The organism is Streptomyces sp. 2-1 (genome assembly GCF_048564895.1).
GTDB classification, from domain to species: domain Bacteria; phylum Actinomycetota; class Actinomycetes; order Streptomycetales; family Streptomycetaceae; genus Streptomyces; species Streptomyces phaeochromogenes.
Genome location: NZ_CP183383.1, coordinates 1,398,259 through 1,416,552, shown reverse-complemented (window position 1 = coordinate 1,416,552; position 18,294 = coordinate 1,398,259). Strand labels below are relative to the sequence as shown.

The following is an 18,294-nucleotide window of genomic DNA, read 5'->3' as shown; positions in this document are numbered from 1 at the left end:
GCGGGGATCGTCACAGACCCCGGCGTCACACGCCCCAGCGCAGGCCCGCCGTACGCACCGGCGCGTCCCACAGCCGCAGCAGTTCCTCGTCGACCTGGCACAGGGTCACCGAGGCGCCGGCCATGTCGAGCGACGTGACGTAGTTGCCGACGAGCGTGCGCGCCACCGGAACGCCGCGCTCGGTCAGCACCCGCTGCACCTCCGCGTTGAAGCCGTACAACTCCAGAAGCGGAGTGGCGCCCATGCCGTTCACCAGGACCAGGACGGGGTTGCGGGGGCTCATGTCCTCCAGGATCGCGTTCACCGAGAAGTCGGCGATCTCCCGCGAGGTCATCATGGCCCGCCGCTCCCGGCCCGGCTCGCCGTGGATGCCGACGCCCAACTCCAGCTCCCCGGGCGGCAGATCGAAGGTGGGGCTGCCCTTCGCCGGAGTCGTGCAGGCGCTGAGCGCGACGCCGAAACTGCGCGAGTTCTCGTTGACCTGCCGGGCGAGTGCCTCCACCCGCTCCAGCGGCTGACCCTCCTCGGCCGCCGCGCCCGCGATCTTCTCCAGGAACAGCGTCGCGCCGGTGCCACGGCGGCCGGCGGTGTAGAGGCTGTCGGTCACGGCCACATCGTCGTTGACGAGGACCTTGGCGATCTGGATGCCCTCGTCCTCGGCCAGTTCCGCCGCCATGTCGAAGTTGAGCACGTCACCGGTGTAGTTCTTCACGATGAACAGCACACCGGCGCCGCTGTCCACGGCTGCCGCCGCCCGCACCATCTGGTCCGGCACCGGACTCGTGAACACCTCGCCGGGACAGGCCGCCGACAGCATCCCGGGACCCACGAACCCGCCGTGCAGCGGCTCGTGCCCCGAACCACCACCCGAAACAAGCCCCACCTTCCCGGGCACCGGAGCGTCCCGCCGTACGATCACCCGGTTCTCGACATCCACGATCAGCTCGGGATGGGCGGCCGCCATGCCCCGCAGCGCGTCCGCGACAACGGTTTCCGCGACGTTGATGAGCATCTTCATGGGTACCTCCTGGTGAGCCGAACAGGCGAGCAGACTGCCTGTGTTCCCGCTGGTCGGAGTGAGTCGGAGTAAGCGCTTCTGTCGGAAGTATCGACCTTGTGGCAGTGAAGGTCACGTGCATGGACGCTCCTGGGCCTGCCAGAACTTGGGGGCTGATCCGCCGACTGTGCTGCGTGACCTCGGTTCGCGGGCTCAGGCGAGGGCGGCGGCCAGCAGGGTGAAGGCGGCGACGATGACGGCGACGCGGACGTAGTGGAAGCGGTCCCAGCGGTTCATCTGCTGCTTCCAGTCGGTGGGGAGGCCCTCGGCGGTCCACGTCTTGACCCGGTTGTTGATCGGGACGAGCAGCAGGACCGACATGACCACGCTGAGGATCAGCAGCGCGGCGGCGGTGACGACGAGGCCGGCGCCCTCGTCGTGCCGGCCGGCGATGGCCCAGACCGCGGCGAGGACGAGCGAGCCGACGTACCAGAACGGCATCACGGCGCCGAGCAGCCGGGCCCCGTGGGTGCGGCCGCGCAGGCCGTTGTCGCCGGGGAGGCCGTCGAGGATCGGGTTGACGAAGAAGGCGACGGAGAACTCCACCCCCACCATCACGCCGACGGCCACGGTGGTGAAGACCTCGAGTGCGTTGAGCATTGCTGACCCCTCCTTGAATCCAGCGCCCTTGAATCTAGCGTTGCTAGAAGATGAGGCAACGCTAGACCTTCTGCCGCTCGATTGTCTAGCGGTGCTAGGATTCCTTCATGTCGGTACAGGAACGCAAGGAGCGGGAACGGGCGGGCCGCGAACGCCTCATCCTGGCGACGGCCCGCGAACTCGCCGAGCAGCAGGGCTGGGACGCGGTCACGACCCGCCGGCTCGCCGAGCGCATCGAGTACAGCCAGCCCGTCCTCTACAGCCACTTTCGAGGCAAGCGCGAGATCATCGGCGCCGTCGCCCTTGAGGGTGCCGCCGAGATGGCCGTGGCGCTGCGGGCCGCGGCCTCCGCCGCGGACGGTCCGCGCGCCCGGGTCGCCGCCCTCGCCCGCGTCTACCTCGACTTCGCCGAACGCAACCCGGCGGTCTACGAGGCCATGTTCCAGCTCGACGGCGGCCTGGCGTTCGCGCAGGAGGAGACCCCGGCGCCTCTGAAGGACGCCTTCGCCGCCCTGCTGGAGAACCTCGGCGAGGTCGCCGGGGACGGCGTCCACCCGGCGCTGTTCACCGAGGTGTTCTGGGCGGCCCTGCATGGGCTGGCGACCCTGACCCGGGCGGGACGGCTACCGCCCGGGGACGCCGAGCGGAGGGTGGAACTGCTGGTGGACCGGCTTGCCATGCTCTGACACACCGTCAGGACGGGTGGGTGGTCGGGGTGTTCCGGCCCCGGCTGCCTGCCTACGGCATCGCTCACGGGAGTTCTGGCAGTTGGAGTTCCATCAGTGGGGCGTACTGCTGGCCGGCGTAGCAGTCGCTGTCGTGCTGGTCGCCCTGTACGGAGGGGCGGGGCAGGGAGACCTTGACCGCGAGGGCGTGGCGGTGGTTGACCACCAGGATCTCGTTCTCGTCCGTGTTGAACAGCCCGGCGAACAGCGCCCGGTTGAGGATTCCGGTGCTGGTGAGTGCCTCGTAGGTGCGCTGGTCGTGACACATGAAGTCGAGGGTGAGGGTGAAGGGTCCGGCGTTCTTGGAGCGGACGAGGGAGCAGTAGTCGAGCAGCGTGGCCATGGTCAGACCTCTTCGGTGGCGGTGCGGAACAGCTCGGTGGGGGTGACGCCGGTGGCGACGTGGTTGAGGGTGAAGCGGTAGAGCGGGCCGCGATCGATCTCGGGCGGCGAATAGGGGTAGGCGAGGGTCGAGACCAGGCCGTCGTACTCCGGGATGGGCAGGTGCGAGGAGGCGTGGGCGACGAACGTGGAGATCGCGTGGGCGGTGCCCTGGTCGGGCGCGGTGACGGTGATCAGTACGCCGAGTTCCTGGGGCTGCAGAGGGGTGGGTTCGGTGCCGGCCAGGACCGTCCCGGTGCCGTAGAGGCGGTAGTTGATGTCGATGGTGTCCAGGTCGACCCGGCCGTCGAAGACGTCGAGGATCTTGGCGTCGAAGTACTTCTTGGCCATGGGCAGGAGCTCGGGGAGGCGCTCGATGACGACCTTGTCGCGGACGCCGCCGATGATGACGGTCTGGTAGCCGACGAGTTCGGCGCCTTCGAGTTTGTTGGTGTAGCCGTCGGCCTCGATGTAGCGGGAGCCGCGGACGCGTACGGTCCGTTCGTCGACGGACTCGTAGGTGGCGTGGGTGGTGTCGAGGGTGCCGGAGGGCTCGGTGATGCGGAACGGGTCGGCGTTCTCGTACAGCGTGTGGGCGGCGACCGAGCGAGGGGTGAGGCGGCTGCCGTCGGCGAGCGTGGTGACGTCGAAGTGGTCGTCGCGCAGGGTCACCAGGAGTCCGTTGGCATCGGGCGGGATCGCGCAGGCGGCGCCGCATTCGATGGTCTTGGCCATGTGCCAGGTGAGGCCGGGATCGGCACCGTTCAGATGGGGGAGAGCGGCGAACAGGGCGGTGTCGCTGGCCCGTCCGGCCAGGATGACGTCGCAGCCGTCGCGCAGGAGTTCCTGAATGGGCTCGACACCCATCATGGCGACGGTGTGGCTACGCTCGAACAACTTCCGTTCGATGGCGGGGGCGTTGGCGAGAGGCCGGATGCGGTGCTCGTCGTACAACTGCTGGAGGCGCGCCGCCGGTTGGTCGCTGTAGATGAGGCCGAGTGTGAAGTGCAGGTTGTCCTCGGCGGCGATCGTTCGGGCCAGGCCTGCGACCCAGTCGACGCCGTCGTCGCGTCCGCTGGTGCCGCATGAGCCGATGATCAGCGGCACTTGGAGGGTGCCGCGGGCCCGGAGGAGCAGGCGCAGGTCGCGTGTCACGGCCTGGGCGGAGAGCTTGGGGGTCCCGGAACCGAGCGCCGCGGGGCCGGAGTCGGTGGAGCCGGCGTCGCAGGCGATCACGTGCGGGCCGGCGGCCACACCGCGGTCGAGGGCGGCTGTGTCGAAGCCGGCACCGAGGGCTCCGGTCGGGGCGAGGATACGCATGTCCATAGGAGTGGCTTTCTGTTGTGCGGGTGAAGGTCAGGAAGCAGCTGCGAGCGGCCGCCCCGCTCGGCGGGCCACGAGGGTGAAGACGGCGAAGGTGACCGCGCCGAGCACGGCTGCGTTGAGGAACATGTAGCGCCAGCCGGTGAGGTCGACGGTGGCTCCGAGCAGGGCGGGTCCGAGCGCCATGCCGGACGCCGAGGCCACCGTGTACAGGCCGGTGTAGGCGCCCAGGACACGGTTGTTGGGCGCCAGACCCCACAGGGCGACCAGGCCGTTGACGGAGAAGACGGCGTAGCCGATCGAGGCGATGGCCACGGACGCGGCGGTGAAGGCCGGGGTGGGTTCGGCGAAGCCGGCGAGCAGACCCGCGACGAACAGAGCGATGCCGTAGCGGATCATGCGGAGCTCACCGAGCCGGTGCGAGAGGTAGGCCAGCGGGACGACACAGACGAGGAAGGCGATCGCGCCGGGCAGGGCGATCCCGCCCGCCGCGCCCCGGGTCATGCCGAGGACCTCGGTTCCGTACGGGGTGGTCAGCGAGCGCAGCGCCGCCCACATGCCGGCGAAGCAGAAGATGCCGGCCATGAGCAGCAGCCGGGCCCGGCTCGGTTCCCGTACGAGGTCCTTGAGGACCGCCCACGGCGAGGAGAACGGGTCAGCCTGGTCGGTGTCGGTGTCAGTGCCTGTGCCTGTGCCTGTGTCTTCGCGGCGCAGCGCCGTGGGGTGGCGGCGGCCCAGGAAGCAGTAGGACAGGGCCACCATGACGACCATCAGGACCGGTGGGATGGCGAAGGCGGCCTTGAGGCTGTGGTCCACCACCAGCAGACTGATGAGGGCCGAGACGATGATGGTGAGGCTGACGCCAGCCTTGATGAACCCCTGGGCCCTGCCCCGCTGTTGGGGTGCGACGTAGTCGGAGACCAGGGTCTCGGTGACGCCCTTGAAGGAGTTGGCGGTCAGGCCGAACGCGAAGATGCAGAGCATCAGCATCGGCAGGCCGGTGGCCCACGGGATCAGCGCGAAGGGCACGGCCGCCACGCACGCCCCGGCTACCACGATGGGCCAGCGTCCGGTGCGGCTGCGGGCCAGCCGGTCGGAGATCAGGCCCGTCCAGGGCTGGATGATGACGCCGAGCCCGGTGTCCAGGCCCATGATCAGGCCGATGACGGTGGCGGAGGACACGAACTGGCGCAGCTGGGCGGGGACTTGGGCGTCGTAGAAGTTCCACACCGACTCCTGGGCGAAGATCGCGAGGGCGACCCACAGTACGGCGCTCCTGTTCATGCGCTCCGGCCGTTCGGCCGCGGGGGCGGCCTCGACGAGCGCGGCCGGTGCGGCGACCGAGGCGGGGGGCTGGCGTGGTTCCTCGGACAGCATGGCGGCTCCTATGCCATATGCTATAGCAAAATGGTGGTAGGTCCGCGCGCCGACGACCTCCCGAGGGGCCGGCGGGCAGACAGCTGAAGGAAGGGGATCAGGTGGCGGACAGTTGGACGAGTGCCGCGCGGTGGTGCGCTGTGGCAAGCTCTTCGGCGCGGTCCTCGTCGCGCTCCAGAAGGGCGTCCAGCAGCTCGCGGTGCTCGCGGTAGCGGCTGCGGAAGCTGTCGGCCCGGCCGGGGGCCAGCTTCATGGTCAGGTCGAGGCGTTCCTCGTCGCTGAAGGCGCGGGCCTGGGTCAGCAGGCCCTCCAGCACCGGATTGGCCACGCATGCCTCGACCTGGTGGTGGAATTCGCGCATCAGCCGGAACACGGCGGTGACCTGGTCGGCCACCGGAGCGTCGATCCCCTGGTCGGCCAGCGTCTGCTCGATCCCGGCGACCAGGTGGTCGGCGTGGTCCAGCAGGCCGACGAGCTCGGTGAGCTGGGCGGCCGTGGCGTTGCGGGCCGCGAGCCTGGCCATCAGGGCGGAGAGGCGGATCTCGGCCTCGACGATCTCGCCACGGGCGGCGGCGGAGTGGTCGGCGATCCGCAGCGAGCGCGGGCCGACCCGCTCGACGACCTTCTCGTGCACCAGCTGGCGCAGCGCCTCCCGGATCGGGGTGGGGCTCACTCCCAGACGAGCCGCGAGATCCCGCTCGGTGATCTTCTCGCCCGGCCGCAGAGCGCCCCCGCGGATCGCGTCGCGCAGCCGCCGGTAGGCCTGGTCGGCCAGCGAGGTCGTCTCCATGGGGCCGAGGGTGTCCTTGGTCATGCCGCCCAGACTGACTCCTGCTATAGCAAACAGTCAATGGGTTCGTGGCTGATTCCTTTCAGCGGTACGATCTTCCGTCCGCTGCCGGACAGGAAGACGAGCGCCTTGACCGTCCCCGCCAGCGCGCGGGTGAGGTCCTGGACGGTTCCGGTTTCCTGCTCCGGGCCTGCCTGCCTCGAGTAGAGGACCGCGTCGGCGCGCAGGGCCGCCTCGACGACGCCGGGTCGGTGCCCGTCCAGATCTTCCGTGACTCCGGCCAAGTGGGCGCCGACCCGGGGGCTGGGGCAAAGCCCTGCGGCACCGCCGTTGGCACCGCGTTCAGTCGGCGATGTCGACCCCGTATCCGCGGGCGAGAGCGTCGAGGCCGTGGTCGTAGCCCTGGCCGATGGTGCGCAGGCGCCAGAGTGGACCTCTGCGGTAGATCTCCGCGAGGAGCATGGTGCGTTCGGTCGTGGCGGCGTCCAGGGTTGCCCGGGCGATGGGCGCGCCGCTGTTGCCGGCGGCCGCACCGATCTGGATCGCGCCGACCGTCCCGAAGGTGGTGACACCGTCGATGGCCGCGGCGACGACGACCTTGCGGGTCGCGGGCGGCAGGGACGCCACGTCGACGGCGATGGTCTGTTCGGCGGGACCACCGGTGAGGAGCCGCACGGTCCCGGCAGGGCTCTCCGGGGCACCGTAGAAGATGAACTCCTCGTCGAAGGTGACCTGTTCGTCCTCGTCGAGCAGGAACGCGACGACGTCGATCTCGCAATCGGTCTGCGGAGCCCAGCTGGCCGTGATGTACCAATCGGGCGCCGGTCTGCCGTGCGGTACGGGCAGATCGGTGACGCCGCCCCTCGGCAACACCTGTGGCTTTTGTGCTCGTACGGCCGCCGTGCCCCGGTCGATGGAGGCCGGCGCGGTGAGCCAGTGCCCGTCGTGCACGGGGAGTTCAAGGGCGGTGATGCGGCTCATGCGGCGGTCCTCCTCCCCGCGGGCGAGAAGGACGACGTCGGTGACGCTGGCCGACAGGTTGATGGCCGCGGATCCGCCCAGTTCGACGACACGGGTACGGGCCGCCGCGGCGTCGGCGTGGACACCACCGAGCACCAGTACCCGGTGGCCCGCCAGCGGATTGTCCAAGGAGCCGACCGAGTCGGCGGGTTGACGCGGGACGGGGACGGCCGTGCCGGGGGAGGGCGACGGCAGGACGGGCTCCGCCGGGACCGGTGCCGTGTTGGATTCGGGCTCGGTGACCGGGACTTGAGCCGAAGCGGAAGCGGAAGCCGAAGCCGGAGCCGGGGTTGGTGCCGGTGCCGCAGCCGGTGCCGTCGCCGCATCCGGTGGCGCGATCGTCACGGCCGCCGCAGCCGTCGCCTCGTGCGCCGTCCCGGTCCGTACGTCGGCCAGCAGCCGCAGGAAGGTGTGCTCGTCGATGACGGGGACGCCTTCGGCGAGCGCGCGTCGGGCCTTCGTCGAATCGCAGGCCGGCTCGTTGGTGACCAGCACGCTGGTGTGGCGGCTCACGGAGGCCATCATGTTCAGCCCGGCGGCGACCGCGCGCCCGACCAGCTCCGCCCGGGCGTGCGCGGTCTCCCCGGTGATCGCGATCTTCATGCCCTGCCGGAGCGGCCCGCCGGGAGCAAGCCGCCCCGGATTGCGGTAGGCGCAGGGGGTCTTGGGCGGCTGAGGCGTGAACCGGGATTCCGCACGGGGCGGGCAGGCCACGAGTGGCAGGGGCAGGTCGAGCCGTGCCGCCTGGCGCAGCGATGCCCGCAGGATCCCGGCCAGTACCCGGGTGTCGTCCAGCGCGTCGTGCGCGTGCTGCTGGGGAACGCCGTAGTGAGCGGCGAGGGTGCCGAGTTTCATGTCGTCCGTGGGCGGATCCACCTGGCGGTTCAGGGCCAGCGTGCACAGGCGTTGGGACACCGGCAGCCACATTCGCGCGCGGGCGAACTCGTGGGCCAGGAAGTCGTAGTCGAACTGGGCGTTGTGCGCGACCAGAACGCGGTCCTGGAGCATTGCCCCGATCCGGCCGGCGACCTGGTCGAAGGTGGGCGAGCCCCGCAGCCGCTCGGCGGTCAGCCCGTGCACATGCACCGGCCCCGGATCGCACCCCGGATCGAGCAGCGTCGAGAACTCCCCGGTCTGCTCGCCGTCCGGACCGATCGTCACCACGGCGACGGACAGCACCCGGTCCCGACGGGCCACGAGCCCTGAGGTTTCCACGTCGACCAACGCCCAGTCGTGGGCGTAGTGGTCCGTGGCAGGCACGTCGAACGAGGCGGAGGCGAGACTCATGGCGCCAAGGATGATCCGATATACAACGCCTCTTCAAGCTGTATGCCGATTTTCCATCGTCTGGAACGCCCTTACGGGGCTGGTGTGTTGGGCCCGCCACCGAGAGAACGCGCTGCTGTGCTGGACCCGCGGCCGAGAGGACCCACCAGCGGCGCGGCTCGGGCCTCTGGCGGGGCGATCGGCTCCCATCCCTCCGGAACCCCGTACGGGTGCTGTTGGGGATGCGCTCCGGGTGCGGCGTCCCCGGTTCCGACGCAGACTGACCAGGTGAGCCGTACGCACGCGCAACACAACGAGAGCACATCCGGTGCCGGACGCGCGGCCTCCCAGCCGCTGGCGCTCGCGGCGATGATGTTCGCGGTGTCGATGACGTTCATCGACCAGACGATCGTGTCGATCGCGGCGCCCGACATCGTCTCCGAACTCGGTCTTTCCGCCTCGGGCATGCAGTGGGTCGTCAACGCCTATCTGCTGTCCCTGGCCGCGTTCTTCGCCGTCGGCGGACGCCTCGCCGACCTGTGGGGACCACGTCGTGTCGTCGTGGCAGGCACCCTGATCTTCGTCATCTCCTCCGCACTGTGCGGCTGCGTACCCGACGGGGACTACGCACTGACGTGGCTCGTCGCCTTCCGCGCGACTCAGGGCCTCGGCGCCGCACTGCTCTTCCCCGCCGCGCTCGCGGTCGTCGTGGCGGTGTTCCCGGTCGAGCGGCGGGGGCGGGCCCTGGCCCTGTTCTTCGGCCTCACCGGTGCCCTCACCGCCGTGGGACCGCTGCTCGGCGGCTGGCTGACCACCTGGACCTGGCGGGCGATCTTCTGGGTGAACGTCCCCGTCGCCGTCGTGGCGCTGATCCTCACCGCGCTCGCCCGCATCTCCGACCGGCGACGCGACGAACCGCTGGACGTCAAGGGCGCTGTGCTGGTCGCCGTCGGCATGGGCACGAGCGTGCTCGGCTTCCAGCAGGCGTCGGCCTGGGGCTGGGACAGCGTGGCGACGTGGGCCTGCGTCGTCGGCGGCCTCGCGGTTCTGTACGTCTTCTGCCGCTACGAGCTGCGCACCCGCCACCCCCTGATCAACCTGTCGGTCTTCCGCGACCGTGCCTTCACCGTGGACTCGCTGGTCCTCTTCTTCGCCATGCTGGCGTTCGTCCCCGTGTTCTTCTTCGCCTCGGTCTACGCCCAGGTGTCCCTCAGCGCCTCGGCCAACCAGGCCGCCCTGTACCTGCTGTACTTCTTCGTGGGGTTCGCCATCGCCTCCCAGTGGGGCGGCCGCATCCTCGACAAGCGGGGAGCCCGCCCCGCGCTGAAGATCGGCTGCGTGGTGGGCGCCGTCGGGTTCGCGCTCTGGGCAGGCAAACTGACCGACCTGTCCATGCACAACCAGTGGCCGTACGTCGCGCTCGCCGGCGCGGGCATCGGTTTCATCCTCGCCCCGGCCTCGACGGACGCCGTCAACCGGGCGATCGACGCCTCCTACGGCGAGGTCACGGGCATCACCCAGACCGTCCGCAACTACGCGGCCAGCATCGGACTTGCTGTCTTCGGCACCCTACTGACGCACAACATGACGGACAACGTGGAGAGCACCCTCCGGGCCCGCGGGGTACCGGCGGACCAGGCCGACTCCGTGGCCGGGGACGTGACGCAGTCCATCACGGGCCAGGCGGACGCCCGCACCCCCACCGGCGACGGCCCGGTCGCGACGACCATGCGCGATGCGATGTCCTCGATCCGCATGGACTTCGCCGAGGCCAACCAGTGGGTGTTCTACGGCATGGCCGTCGCACTCGGCATCGGCTTCCTCTGCGCCCTGCGCCACCCGGGCGGCCAGGCGGCGGCGGCCGATGAGACGCCCGCGCAGACCCCCGTACGCCATTAGTGGTCGGCCCGGCCTCAGCGGTCGGCCGGCGCGGGTGAGATCTGCTGCATGAGGCTGATCATGTCCGGGGCGACCCACTCCTCGGCGATCTTGTCGCCTTCGACGCGGTAGAGCTCGATGCTCCGGAAGCTGACCCGCCGGTCCGTCGCCGGGATCCCTTGGAAGGTGCCCCGGTGCGTGCCGCTGAAAAGGACCCGTACGGCCACCTTGTCGTCGGCGCCGAACATGTCCTCGACGCTGATCCGCAGGTCGGGGAAGCCGTCCCACATGGCCTGGGCTCCAAGGCGCCAGATCTCCGGACCGTGCAGCGGGTCGGGGAGCCCGGGAACGTTGGCGATGAAGTTCTCCGTCAGCATCTCGACACACGCGTCCAGCTCGCCGCGCTCCAGCGTCTCGTAGGCCGTACGCAGCAGAGCCAGGTTCTTCTCGGTGGTGGTCGTCGTCTCGGCCATCTCGGTGTCCTCTCCAGGGGATCACTCCGGCGAGCGCAGTGATCGCTTCGATCCGTACGGCTCTCAGTAGAAACCCTGCCGCTGCGTCAAGGTCAAGAAAGGCCTGAGGCTCCCGGAGGGTCCCCCTGAACAGGCAATCGAGCACCCGTGTCGCCATGAGGCTCGGCGAAAACGGCTTCGCCGAAGGCCCACCGACGCCCGTAGCATCCGTGCGTGCAACGCATCCTCGTCGCCGGCATCACCGGAGCCGGAAAAACCACCATGGCGCAGGCCCTCTCCGCCCGGCTCCAAGTGCCGTTCCACGAGATGGACTCGCTCGTGTACACCGGCCCCGACTGGACGGTCGATCCCGGCCTTCACGAGCAGGTCGCGAAGATCGCCGCCACCCCCGCCTGGATCTTCGACTCCTTCGGCCACCCCGACGTCCGCGACCTGTTGTGGACCAGCGCCGACACCGTGATCTGGCTCGACTACCCCAGAGCCGTCGTCATGCCGCGCGTACTGCGCAGATCCCTGCGACGGACCCTGCTGCGCGAGAAGGTCTTCGGCGGCAATGTGGAGACCCTGTCCTCCTGGTTCACCGGCGACCACCCCGCGTGGTCGTCCTGGACCCAGCACGCGGGCCGCCGCGCCGAGATCGACCGCCGCACGACCGACCCACGCTTCGCGCCGCTGAACGTCGTCCACCTGCGTTCCCCGCGAGAGGCGACCGCGTGGCTGGCCGGCCGGCAGCCACGCTCCGCCTCTGGCTGACTCCTCCACGGCGGTGGTCGCGGCTATGCGCGATCGCTGTGCGCGGCGAGCGTCTGCTCGAGTGCGGCGAGGCCATCCGCGTAGATGCCGTGGAACAGGGCGATGGCCTCGTCGTCGCCGACGCCGTCCGGTGTGAAGGTGCCGGACCACTCCACGCGGGACGTGTCCTGCCCGGGGACCTCGTGCACCGTGAGAGTGGAGAGGTAGCCGGTGACGGGGAAGGGCGCCTGGAGGATGGAGTAGCTGTACGTGCGGGCCTTGTCGTCGAAGGCTTCGAGGCGCTCGACGATCACACCGCCGTCCTCGTTGCGGAGACTGCGGACACGTCCGCCGTCGCTGAGTTCGCTGGCGGGGATGTACGGGAGCCAGTCGGGCAGTGAGTCGAAGCCGCCGATGAGCTGCCAGACGCGGTCGGGCGAGGCGGGGATGTCGAGGGATGCGGCGGTCGTGGCCACGGGATCCTCCTGCGGGTGTGCGGGTGTGCGGGTGTGCGGGTGTGCGGGTGTGCGGGTGTGCGGGTGTGTGAGGCGTGCGGGTCAGGCCGTGGCGGGCACCGGAGCGTCCTCCGCTATCAGCCGCTCCTCGCGCAGGTCCGTCCAGAACGCGGCCGGGATCGTCTCGCCGAGAGCGGCGATGTCCTCGGCGATGCGGCTGGGCTTGGTGGCGCCGGGGATCACCGCTGCGGTCGCCGGGTGGGCGAGGGAGAACTGCAGCGCGGCGGACTTGATGCCGACCCCGTGCCGCTCGGCGAGCGCCTTGATCCGCTCGACCTTGTCGATGATGTGCGCGGGCGCCTGCTGGTACTCGAAGTGCGTGCCTCCGGCGAGGATGCCCGAGCTGTAGGGGCCGCCGACCACGATGTCGACGTCCTGGGCGGCAGCGGCAGGCAGCAGCCGCTGCAGCGCGCGGTCGTGGTCGAGGAGGGTGTAGCGGCCCGCGAGGAGGAAGGCGTCGGGCTTCGGCTCGTCCAGGTCGAGGGTGAGCTCCAGGGGCTCCACGCGGTTCACGCCCAGGCCCCAGCCCTTGATGACGCCCTCCTCGCGCAGCTTCTGCAGGACGCGGAAGGCGCCGGTGCGGGCGCTCTCGTAGGCGGCCAGCCACTCGTCCCCGTAGAAGTCCTGGGCGACGTCGTGCACCCACACGATGTCGAGGCGGTCCGTCCGCAGGCGCTTGAGGCTGTCCTCGATGGAGCGGAGGGTGGCGTCGGCGGTGTAGTCGTTGACCATCTTGTTCGGGCGGCCGTGTTCGAAGAGACCGCCCTTCTCGCCGAGGTCGCGTACGGCCGGGTCCTCGATCTCGTCGAAGATGACGCGGCCGACCTTCGTGCTGAGGACGAACTCGTCGCGGGGGTGCTGCGCGAGTACGTCGCCGAGCCGGATCTCGGAGAGGCCGGCGCCGTAGAAGGGCGCGGTGTCGAAGTAGCGGATGCCCTGGTCCCAGGCGGCTTCGACGGTGGCCGCGGCCTCCTCGTCGGGGATGGCGCGGAACATGTTGCCGAGGGGGGCGGTGCCGAAGCCGAGGATGCCGGGCAGGAGGGGCTTGATGCTCATGGGGGGATCCTTGCGATAGCGAGGGTGATACCGATTGCGGCGGAATCATCACTGAATGTGCGATCCGTCGGCCTTGCGTGTTCGAGGTTAGGATCCATGGATGAGACTGTCCAAGACTTGCTTCGACATACTTGAGTCCTCCGAGGTCCTACATGCTTGACCTGCGTCAACTCCGCTACTTCGTCGCCGTCGCCGAGGTCGAACACGTCGGCCGTGCCGCCGAGCAGCTGCACATCTCCCAGTCGCCGCTCAGCAGGCAGATCGCCCAGCTGGAGAAGAACCTGGGCCTGACCCTCTTCGAACGCAGCCAGCAGCGCATCCGGCTGACCTCCGACGGCCGGGTCTTCCTGACCGAGGCGCGTGCCCTGCTGCGCCACGCGGACCGGCTGGAGAACCTCGGCCGACGGCTCGGCCGGGGCGAGGAGGGCGGCCTGTGCATCGGCTACGTGGCCGACGCCATGCACACCGGCATCCTGCCCACCGCCCTGCGCACCCTGCGCGATCAGAGCCCGGGCATCCACGTGGCGCTGTACGACCAGGAGTCGGCCGAGCAGTTCGAGGGCCTGCGCCAGCGCAGCCTGGACATCGCGCTGGTGCGCACGCCGCCGTCCGAGGACGACCCGGACCTGAACACGGCCCCATTGCTGCGGGATCCCCTGCTGCTCGCGCTGCCCGCGGAGCATCCCCTCGCGGGGCAGGGGGAGTTGACCCCCGAAGCCCTCGACGGCCAGCCGTGGATCGCGGTGGGCGACTCCCACGACCCGGCCTGGCGCGACACGTTCGTCGCCTCGTGCGTGGCGTCCGGCTTCACCCCGGACATCCGTCTCGATGCGGCCGACCCACTCACCGCACTGGGCCTGGTCGCCTCCGGACTCGGCCTCGCGCTCATCCAGAAGAGCATGATGCGCGGCACGACCGACGGCGTCGCGGTACGCGAACTGCCCTGGCACGGAGGCTCTGTTCAGCTCTGGGCGGCCTGGCACCGGGTCGATCTCCGCCCCGTGGTGGCCTCGTTCCGCGAAACGGTCCTCGCGGGCCGGGGGGACGCCTGATCGAGGGCGTACGTACGGGGTGACTCGGAGCGTGGCCGATTTACCTCCGCTCTGCGCAACCCGGCAACTGATGTGGCTGACGAGGCACCTGTGGGGCAATTGTTTACGTCGTGTAAAGGCGCATGTCGCCCTTGTCCCCTGCCCGTTCGGACGTGATCGGCAAGACCTCATTCCGGACAACTGTCTGTTCAGGCCATGACACTGACGGCCTTTCAGTGTGAAGATCTCCACGCCGCGCGGCACTCATTCGCACGTTCTCCCCGGACGGCCGACACCACCGTCCGGACTTCCCACACGGCCGCCATCGAGCGGCCGGAAGGAGCAGGAGTGCCGAGATCCTTACGTCCCCGCAGGCCCGGACCGTCTCGTAGTCCCCAGCGCGTCGCGGGAGGCGCGCTGGTCGTCGTGACCGCCCTCATCGCCGCCGCGACCGCGCCGGCGACCGGCGCGTCCGCCCAGCCGAACCAGGCCCCGGCGACCCAGGCCCGGATCGCCGCGGAGCCCAGAGCGGGCGCGGCTCCCGTCCCGCTCACCCCCGCCCAGCGCGCCGGCCTTCTGAAGGCGGCGGCGAAATCCGCCAAGGCCACCGCCGGTTCCCTGAAACTGGGCGCCAAGGAGAAGCTGCTGCCGAAGGACGTCATCAAGGACGCCGACGGCACAGTCCACACCCGCTACGAGCGCACCTTCGCCGGACTCCCCGTGCTCGGCGGTGACTTGGTGGTCCATCAGCGCACCGCCGGCCGGACCGTCACCAGGGCGACCGACGCTCCGGTGTCCGTACCGACGACCGACGCCACGGTCGCCGCCTCGACGGCGAAGAAGTCGGCGCTCGCCGCCGCGAAGGCCGACGGCACAGGGCAGTTGAAGGCGGACGGAGCACCGCGACTGGTCGTCTGGGCGGCCGACGGCGCACCCGCCCTCGCCTGGGAGTCCGTGGTCACCGGCGTCGAGGACGACGGCTCTCCGCGCGAGGTGCATGTCGTCACCGACGCGAAGAGCGGCAAGAAGGTCCGGGAGTTCGAGACCATCCACCCCGGCGTGGGCAAAGGCCAGTTCAGCGGCGAAGTCGACCTCGGCAGCACACGTAATGGAGACGTCTTCGAACTGACCGACACCCAGCGCGGCGGCCACAAGACGTACGACCTGGGCGGTGCCACGAGTGGCACCGGCACGCTCTTCACCGGCGCCGACGACATCTGGGGCGACGGCGACCCCGCCAACCGCGAGACCGCCGCAGCGGACGCCGCGTACGGCGCCCAGAAGACCTGGGACTTCTACCACGACCAGTTCGGCCGCAACGGCATAGCCAACGACGGTGTCGGCGCGTCCTCCCGCGTCCACTACGGGAACAACGTTGTCAACGCCTACTGGGACGACGACTGCTTCTGCATGCTCTACGGAGACGGCAAGGACAACGCGAACCCGCTGACCGCGCTCGACGTCGCCGCCCATGAGATGACCCACGGCGTCACCAGCGCCACGGCGGACCTGTACTACTACAACGGCGAGTCCGGCGGTCTGAACGAGGGCAGCAGCGACATCATGGCCGCCGCCGTGGAGTTCTTCACGAACAACCCGAACGACGTGCCCGACTACGAGGTCGGCGAGCGGATCGACATCAACGGCGACGGCACCCCGCTGCGCTACATGGACCAGCCCTCCAAGGACGGCCTGTCCCAGGACTACTGGTCGACCGAGACCGAAGGGCTCGACCCGCACTTCTCCTCCGGCGTGGCGAACCACTTCTTCTACCTCCTCGCCGAGGGCAGCGGAGAGAAGACCGTCAACGGCGTCGCCTACGACAGCCCGACCCGCGACGGCGAGCCGGTCCCCGGCCTCGGCCTGCACAACGCCACCAACGTCTGGTACCGGGCGCTGACCACGTACATGACGTCCACCACCGACTACGCGGGCGCCCGCGTCGCGACCCTCCAGGCCGCCGCCGACCTGTTCGGCCGGTCCAGCGAGGCGTACGAGGCCGTCGGCAACACCTGGGCAGCGGTGAACGTCGGTCCGCGCTTCGTCAACCACGTCGCGCTGACAGCGCCCGCCGACCAGGAATCGGCGACCGGCCAGCCCGCCACACTGAAGATCACGGCGGACACCAGCCGTCCGGGCGGCCTCACCTACGAGGCCGCCGGCCTGCCCGACGGCCTGGCCATCGACCACGAGACCGGTCTGATCTCCGGAATCCCGGAAGAAGCAGGGGAGTTCACCCCGACCGTGACGGCGAGCGCCGCGGACGGATCCGGAGCCGAGGCGGGCTTCACCTGGAACGTCATCGCCTCCGGCGGCGACTTCTTCGTCAACCCGGGCAATGTGCGGATCCCCGACGCGGGCGATCCGGTCGAGTCCCCGCTCATCGTGACCGGCCGCACCGGCAACGCACCGAGCGCCCTCCAGGTCTCGGTGGACATCGTCCACACCTACCGCGGCGACCTGGTGATCGACCTGATCGGCCCCGGAGGCACCGCGTACCGGCTGAAGGACGTCTCCGACGACGACAGCGACGACGTGCACGCGACGTACACCGTCGACGCCTCCGCCGAACCGGCCGACGGCACCTGGAAGCTCCGTGTCCAGGACCGCTACCAGGTCGACACGGGCTACATCGACAGCTGGAAGCTGACCTTCTGATCCACGCTCCCGGGTCTGTGGTGCCCGCCGGCACCACAGACCCGGGACAGGCGTCGGAGGGCGGGGCCCCTGGGACGAAAACGCCCACCAGGTCGGTCAGTTGCGGGCTTTACGGCCGGAGACGGCCTACCCCCGCCGGGCACCGACGGGGACAATGAGGCGTTGGCCGGCTGCCACCGGGCCTCGTCGGTCACGACGTGGCCGTGTCCCACCGCAGCCGCGAGCCATCACGTGTCCCCGACGGGATGTCGGGGACACAGCCGCGCCCTTCACAAGGGCGCACGCACCAGGATCACGGGACCAGCGCCACGGCACGGAAGCACGGCATCAGCATCACGGCACCGGCATCACGGCACGGAAGCACGGCACGCCCGGCGACCGGTCGGGCGGGCTTGAACCTGACCGACCGTCTTCGGGGAGATTCGGGTGATGAGAGCACGCGGTACCACCATCAGACGTTCCCGGCTCGCCGCCTCGGTGCTGAGCCTGTTCGTCGTGGCCGCCCTGGCGGTGTCCGGCACCAACGCCACTGCGGCGCCCACGGCCGGCGCCGCACCATCCGCCGCCTCGGTGTCCGGCGCGGCCTCGGCTGTCGAATCCCTGGGGGTCGCCGGGACGAGCTGGTCCGTGGACGAGCGGACCGGGAAGCTGCGGGTGCTCGCCGACTCCACGGTCGGGGAAGCGGACCTGGCCGCAGTCCGTCGGGCCACCGGCCGTTTCGCCGGTGCCACCACCGTGGAGCGGCTCGACGGCCGACTGCGCACCCTCCTGTCGGGCGGCGACGCCATCTACACGTCGAGCTGGCGCTGTTCGGTCGGGGTCAACGTGCAGAGCGGCTCCAGCTTCTACTTCGTCACCGCGGGCCACTGCACCGATGGCCTGCCCACCTGGTACACCAGTTCCGGCCTGACCACGATGGTCGGCCCCACCACCGGCACGAGCTTCCCCGGCAACGACTTCGGCGTCGTCCGGTACTCCAACCCGGCCGTGCCGCACCCCGGCACCATCGGAACCGTCGACGTCACCGGAACGGCGACCGCCTACGTCGGCCAGAGCGTCTGCCGTCGGGGATCGACCACCGGTGTCCGCTGCGGCAGGGTCACCGCGCTCAACGCGACCGTCAACTACGGGAGCGGAGACATCGTCTACGGGCTGATCCAGACCAACATCTGCGCCGAGCCCGGTGACAGCGGCGGTCCGCTCTACGCAGGCGACAAGGTCATCGGCATCCTCTCCGGCGGCTCCGGGAACTGCACCTCGGGAGGGACCACCTACTACCAGCCGATCCAGGAAGTGCTGAGCGCCTACGGCCTGTCCGTGTACTGACGAGTTGCCGGCCTCGGGCGGGCGGAGGACCAGCCCGAGGCCGCTACTTCACGACCCGCTTCGTCAACTGCTGCACACCTCTAGAC

At 70.0% G+C, this 18,294-nt stretch carries 17 protein-coding genes; 6 read left to right on the top strand and 11 right to left on the bottom strand.

The window, feature by feature from the left end; all coding sequences use genetic code 11:
* Positions 1-25: 25 nt before the first annotated feature.
* Together dhaK and ACN20J_RS06390 are read right to left on the bottom strand one after the other, a co-directional pair.
* Positions 26-1,018 carry a dihydroxyacetone kinase subunit DhaK gene (dhaK, locus tag ACN20J_RS06395; RefSeq protein ID WP_189838799.1) on the bottom strand — a complete coding sequence of 331 codons (993 nt, stop codon included), beginning with the start codon at positions 1,016-1,018 and terminating at the stop codon, positions 26-28.
* A 192-nt stretch (positions 1,019-1,210) separates the two neighbouring features.
* Positions 1,211-1,657 (bottom strand): anthrone oxygenase family protein, encoded by a 447-nt coding sequence (locus ACN20J_RS06390; RefSeq protein ID WP_419665470.1) that lies wholly within the window; start codon positions 1,655-1,657, stop codon positions 1,211-1,213.
* Between the two features lie 107 nt (positions 1,658-1,764).
* Here ACN20J_RS06390 and ACN20J_RS06385 point away from each other — a divergent pair, with 107 nt between their 5' ends.
* Positions 1,765-2,343 carry a TetR/AcrR family transcriptional regulator gene (locus ACN20J_RS06385; RefSeq protein ID WP_189838801.1) on the top strand — a complete coding sequence of 193 codons (579 nt, stop codon included), beginning with the start codon at positions 1,765-1,767 and terminating at the stop codon, positions 2,341-2,343.
* Positions 2,344-2,407: 64 nt separating this feature from the next.
* Here ACN20J_RS06385 and ACN20J_RS06380 read toward each other — a convergent pair whose 3' ends face one another.
* The 6 genes from ACN20J_RS06380 to ACN20J_RS06355 form a co-directional block, all read right to left on the bottom strand.
* A complete protein-coding gene (locus ACN20J_RS06380; RefSeq protein ID WP_419665469.1) occupies positions 2,408-2,725 on the bottom strand; it encodes a DUF4387 domain-containing protein in 318 nt (105 codons plus the stop codon).
* A 2-nt stretch (positions 2,726-2,727) separates the two neighbouring features.
* Positions 2,728-4,083: an acyclic terpene utilization AtuA family protein gene (locus tag ACN20J_RS06375; RefSeq protein WP_419665468.1), complete on the bottom strand. Its 1,356-nt coding sequence runs from the start codon at positions 4,081-4,083 to the stop codon at positions 2,728-2,730.
* Between the two features lie 36 nt (positions 4,084-4,119).
* Positions 4,120-5,463, bottom strand: a complete 1,344-nt coding sequence (locus ACN20J_RS06370; RefSeq protein WP_419665467.1) for an MFS transporter — start codon at positions 5,461-5,463, stop codon at positions 4,120-4,122.
* A gap of 97 nt (positions 5,464-5,560) precedes the next feature.
* Positions 5,561-6,277: a GntR family transcriptional regulator gene (locus ACN20J_RS06365; RefSeq protein WP_419665466.1), complete on the bottom strand. Its 717-nt coding sequence runs from the start codon at positions 6,275-6,277 to the stop codon at positions 5,561-5,563.
* A 20-nt stretch (positions 6,278-6,297) separates the two neighbouring features.
* Positions 6,298-6,537, bottom strand: a complete 240-nt coding sequence (locus ACN20J_RS06360; RefSeq protein WP_419665465.1) for a hypothetical protein — start codon at positions 6,535-6,537, stop codon at positions 6,298-6,300.
* Positions 6,538-6,595: 58 nt separating this feature from the next.
* Entirely contained in the window at positions 6,596-8,560 is a 1,965-nt protein-coding gene (locus tag ACN20J_RS06355) for a TerD family protein (protein WP_419665464.1), read from the bottom strand.
* A 348-nt stretch (positions 8,561-8,908) separates the two neighbouring features.
* Here ACN20J_RS06355 and ACN20J_RS06350 point away from each other — a divergent pair, with 348 nt between their 5' ends.
* Entirely contained in the window at positions 8,909-10,438 is a 1,530-nt protein-coding gene (locus ACN20J_RS06350; RefSeq protein WP_419668840.1) for an MFS transporter, read from the top strand.
* Positions 10,439-10,452: 14 nt separating this feature from the next.
* On the opposite strand, the gene ACN20J_RS06345 is transcribed toward ACN20J_RS06350, so the two are convergent.
* Positions 10,453-10,890 carry an ester cyclase gene (locus ACN20J_RS06345; RefSeq protein ID WP_419665463.1) on the bottom strand — a complete coding sequence of 146 codons (438 nt, stop codon included), beginning with the start codon at positions 10,888-10,890 and terminating at the stop codon, positions 10,453-10,455.
* A 213-nt stretch (positions 10,891-11,103) separates the two neighbouring features.
* On the opposite strand from ACN20J_RS06345, the gene ACN20J_RS06340 reads away from it, so the two are divergent.
* Positions 11,104-11,643, top strand: a complete 540-nt coding sequence (locus ACN20J_RS06340) for an adenylate kinase (protein WP_419665462.1) — start codon at positions 11,104-11,106, stop codon at positions 11,641-11,643.
* 23 nt (positions 11,644-11,666) lie between these two features.
* Here ACN20J_RS06340 and ACN20J_RS06335 read toward each other — a convergent pair whose 3' ends face one another.
* Together ACN20J_RS06335 and ACN20J_RS06330 are read right to left on the bottom strand one after the other, a co-directional pair.
* Positions 11,667-12,098, bottom strand: a complete 432-nt coding sequence (locus tag ACN20J_RS06335; protein ID WP_361916213.1) for an SRPBCC family protein — start codon at positions 12,096-12,098, stop codon at positions 11,667-11,669.
* Positions 12,099-12,179: 81 nt separating this feature from the next.
* Positions 12,180-13,193, bottom strand: coding sequence for an aldo/keto reductase (locus tag ACN20J_RS06330; RefSeq protein WP_361916210.1), 1,014 nt, complete (start codon positions 13,191-13,193; stop codon positions 12,180-12,182).
* A gap of 152 nt (positions 13,194-13,345) precedes the next feature.
* On the opposite strand from ACN20J_RS06330, the gene ACN20J_RS06325 reads away from it, so the two are divergent.
* The 3 genes from ACN20J_RS06325 (at position 13,346) to ACN20J_RS06315 (ending at position 18,208) form a co-directional block, all read left to right on the top strand.
* A complete protein-coding gene (locus tag ACN20J_RS06325) occupies positions 13,346-14,245 on the top strand; it encodes a LysR substrate-binding domain-containing protein (RefSeq protein ID WP_189838810.1) in 900 nt (299 codons plus the stop codon).
* A gap of 405 nt (positions 14,246-14,650) precedes the next feature.
* The gene (locus tag ACN20J_RS06320) at positions 14,651-16,882 is read left to right on the top strand and encodes a M4 family metallopeptidase (protein WP_361916207.1); all 2,232 of its coding nucleotides are present in this window, start codon (positions 14,651-14,653) and stop codon (positions 16,880-16,882) included.
* Positions 16,883-17,311: 429 nt separating this feature from the next.
* A complete protein-coding gene (locus ACN20J_RS06315) occupies positions 17,312-18,208 on the top strand; it encodes a S1 family peptidase (protein WP_419665461.1) in 897 nt (298 codons plus the stop codon).
* Positions 18,209-18,294: the final 86 nt, after the last annotated feature.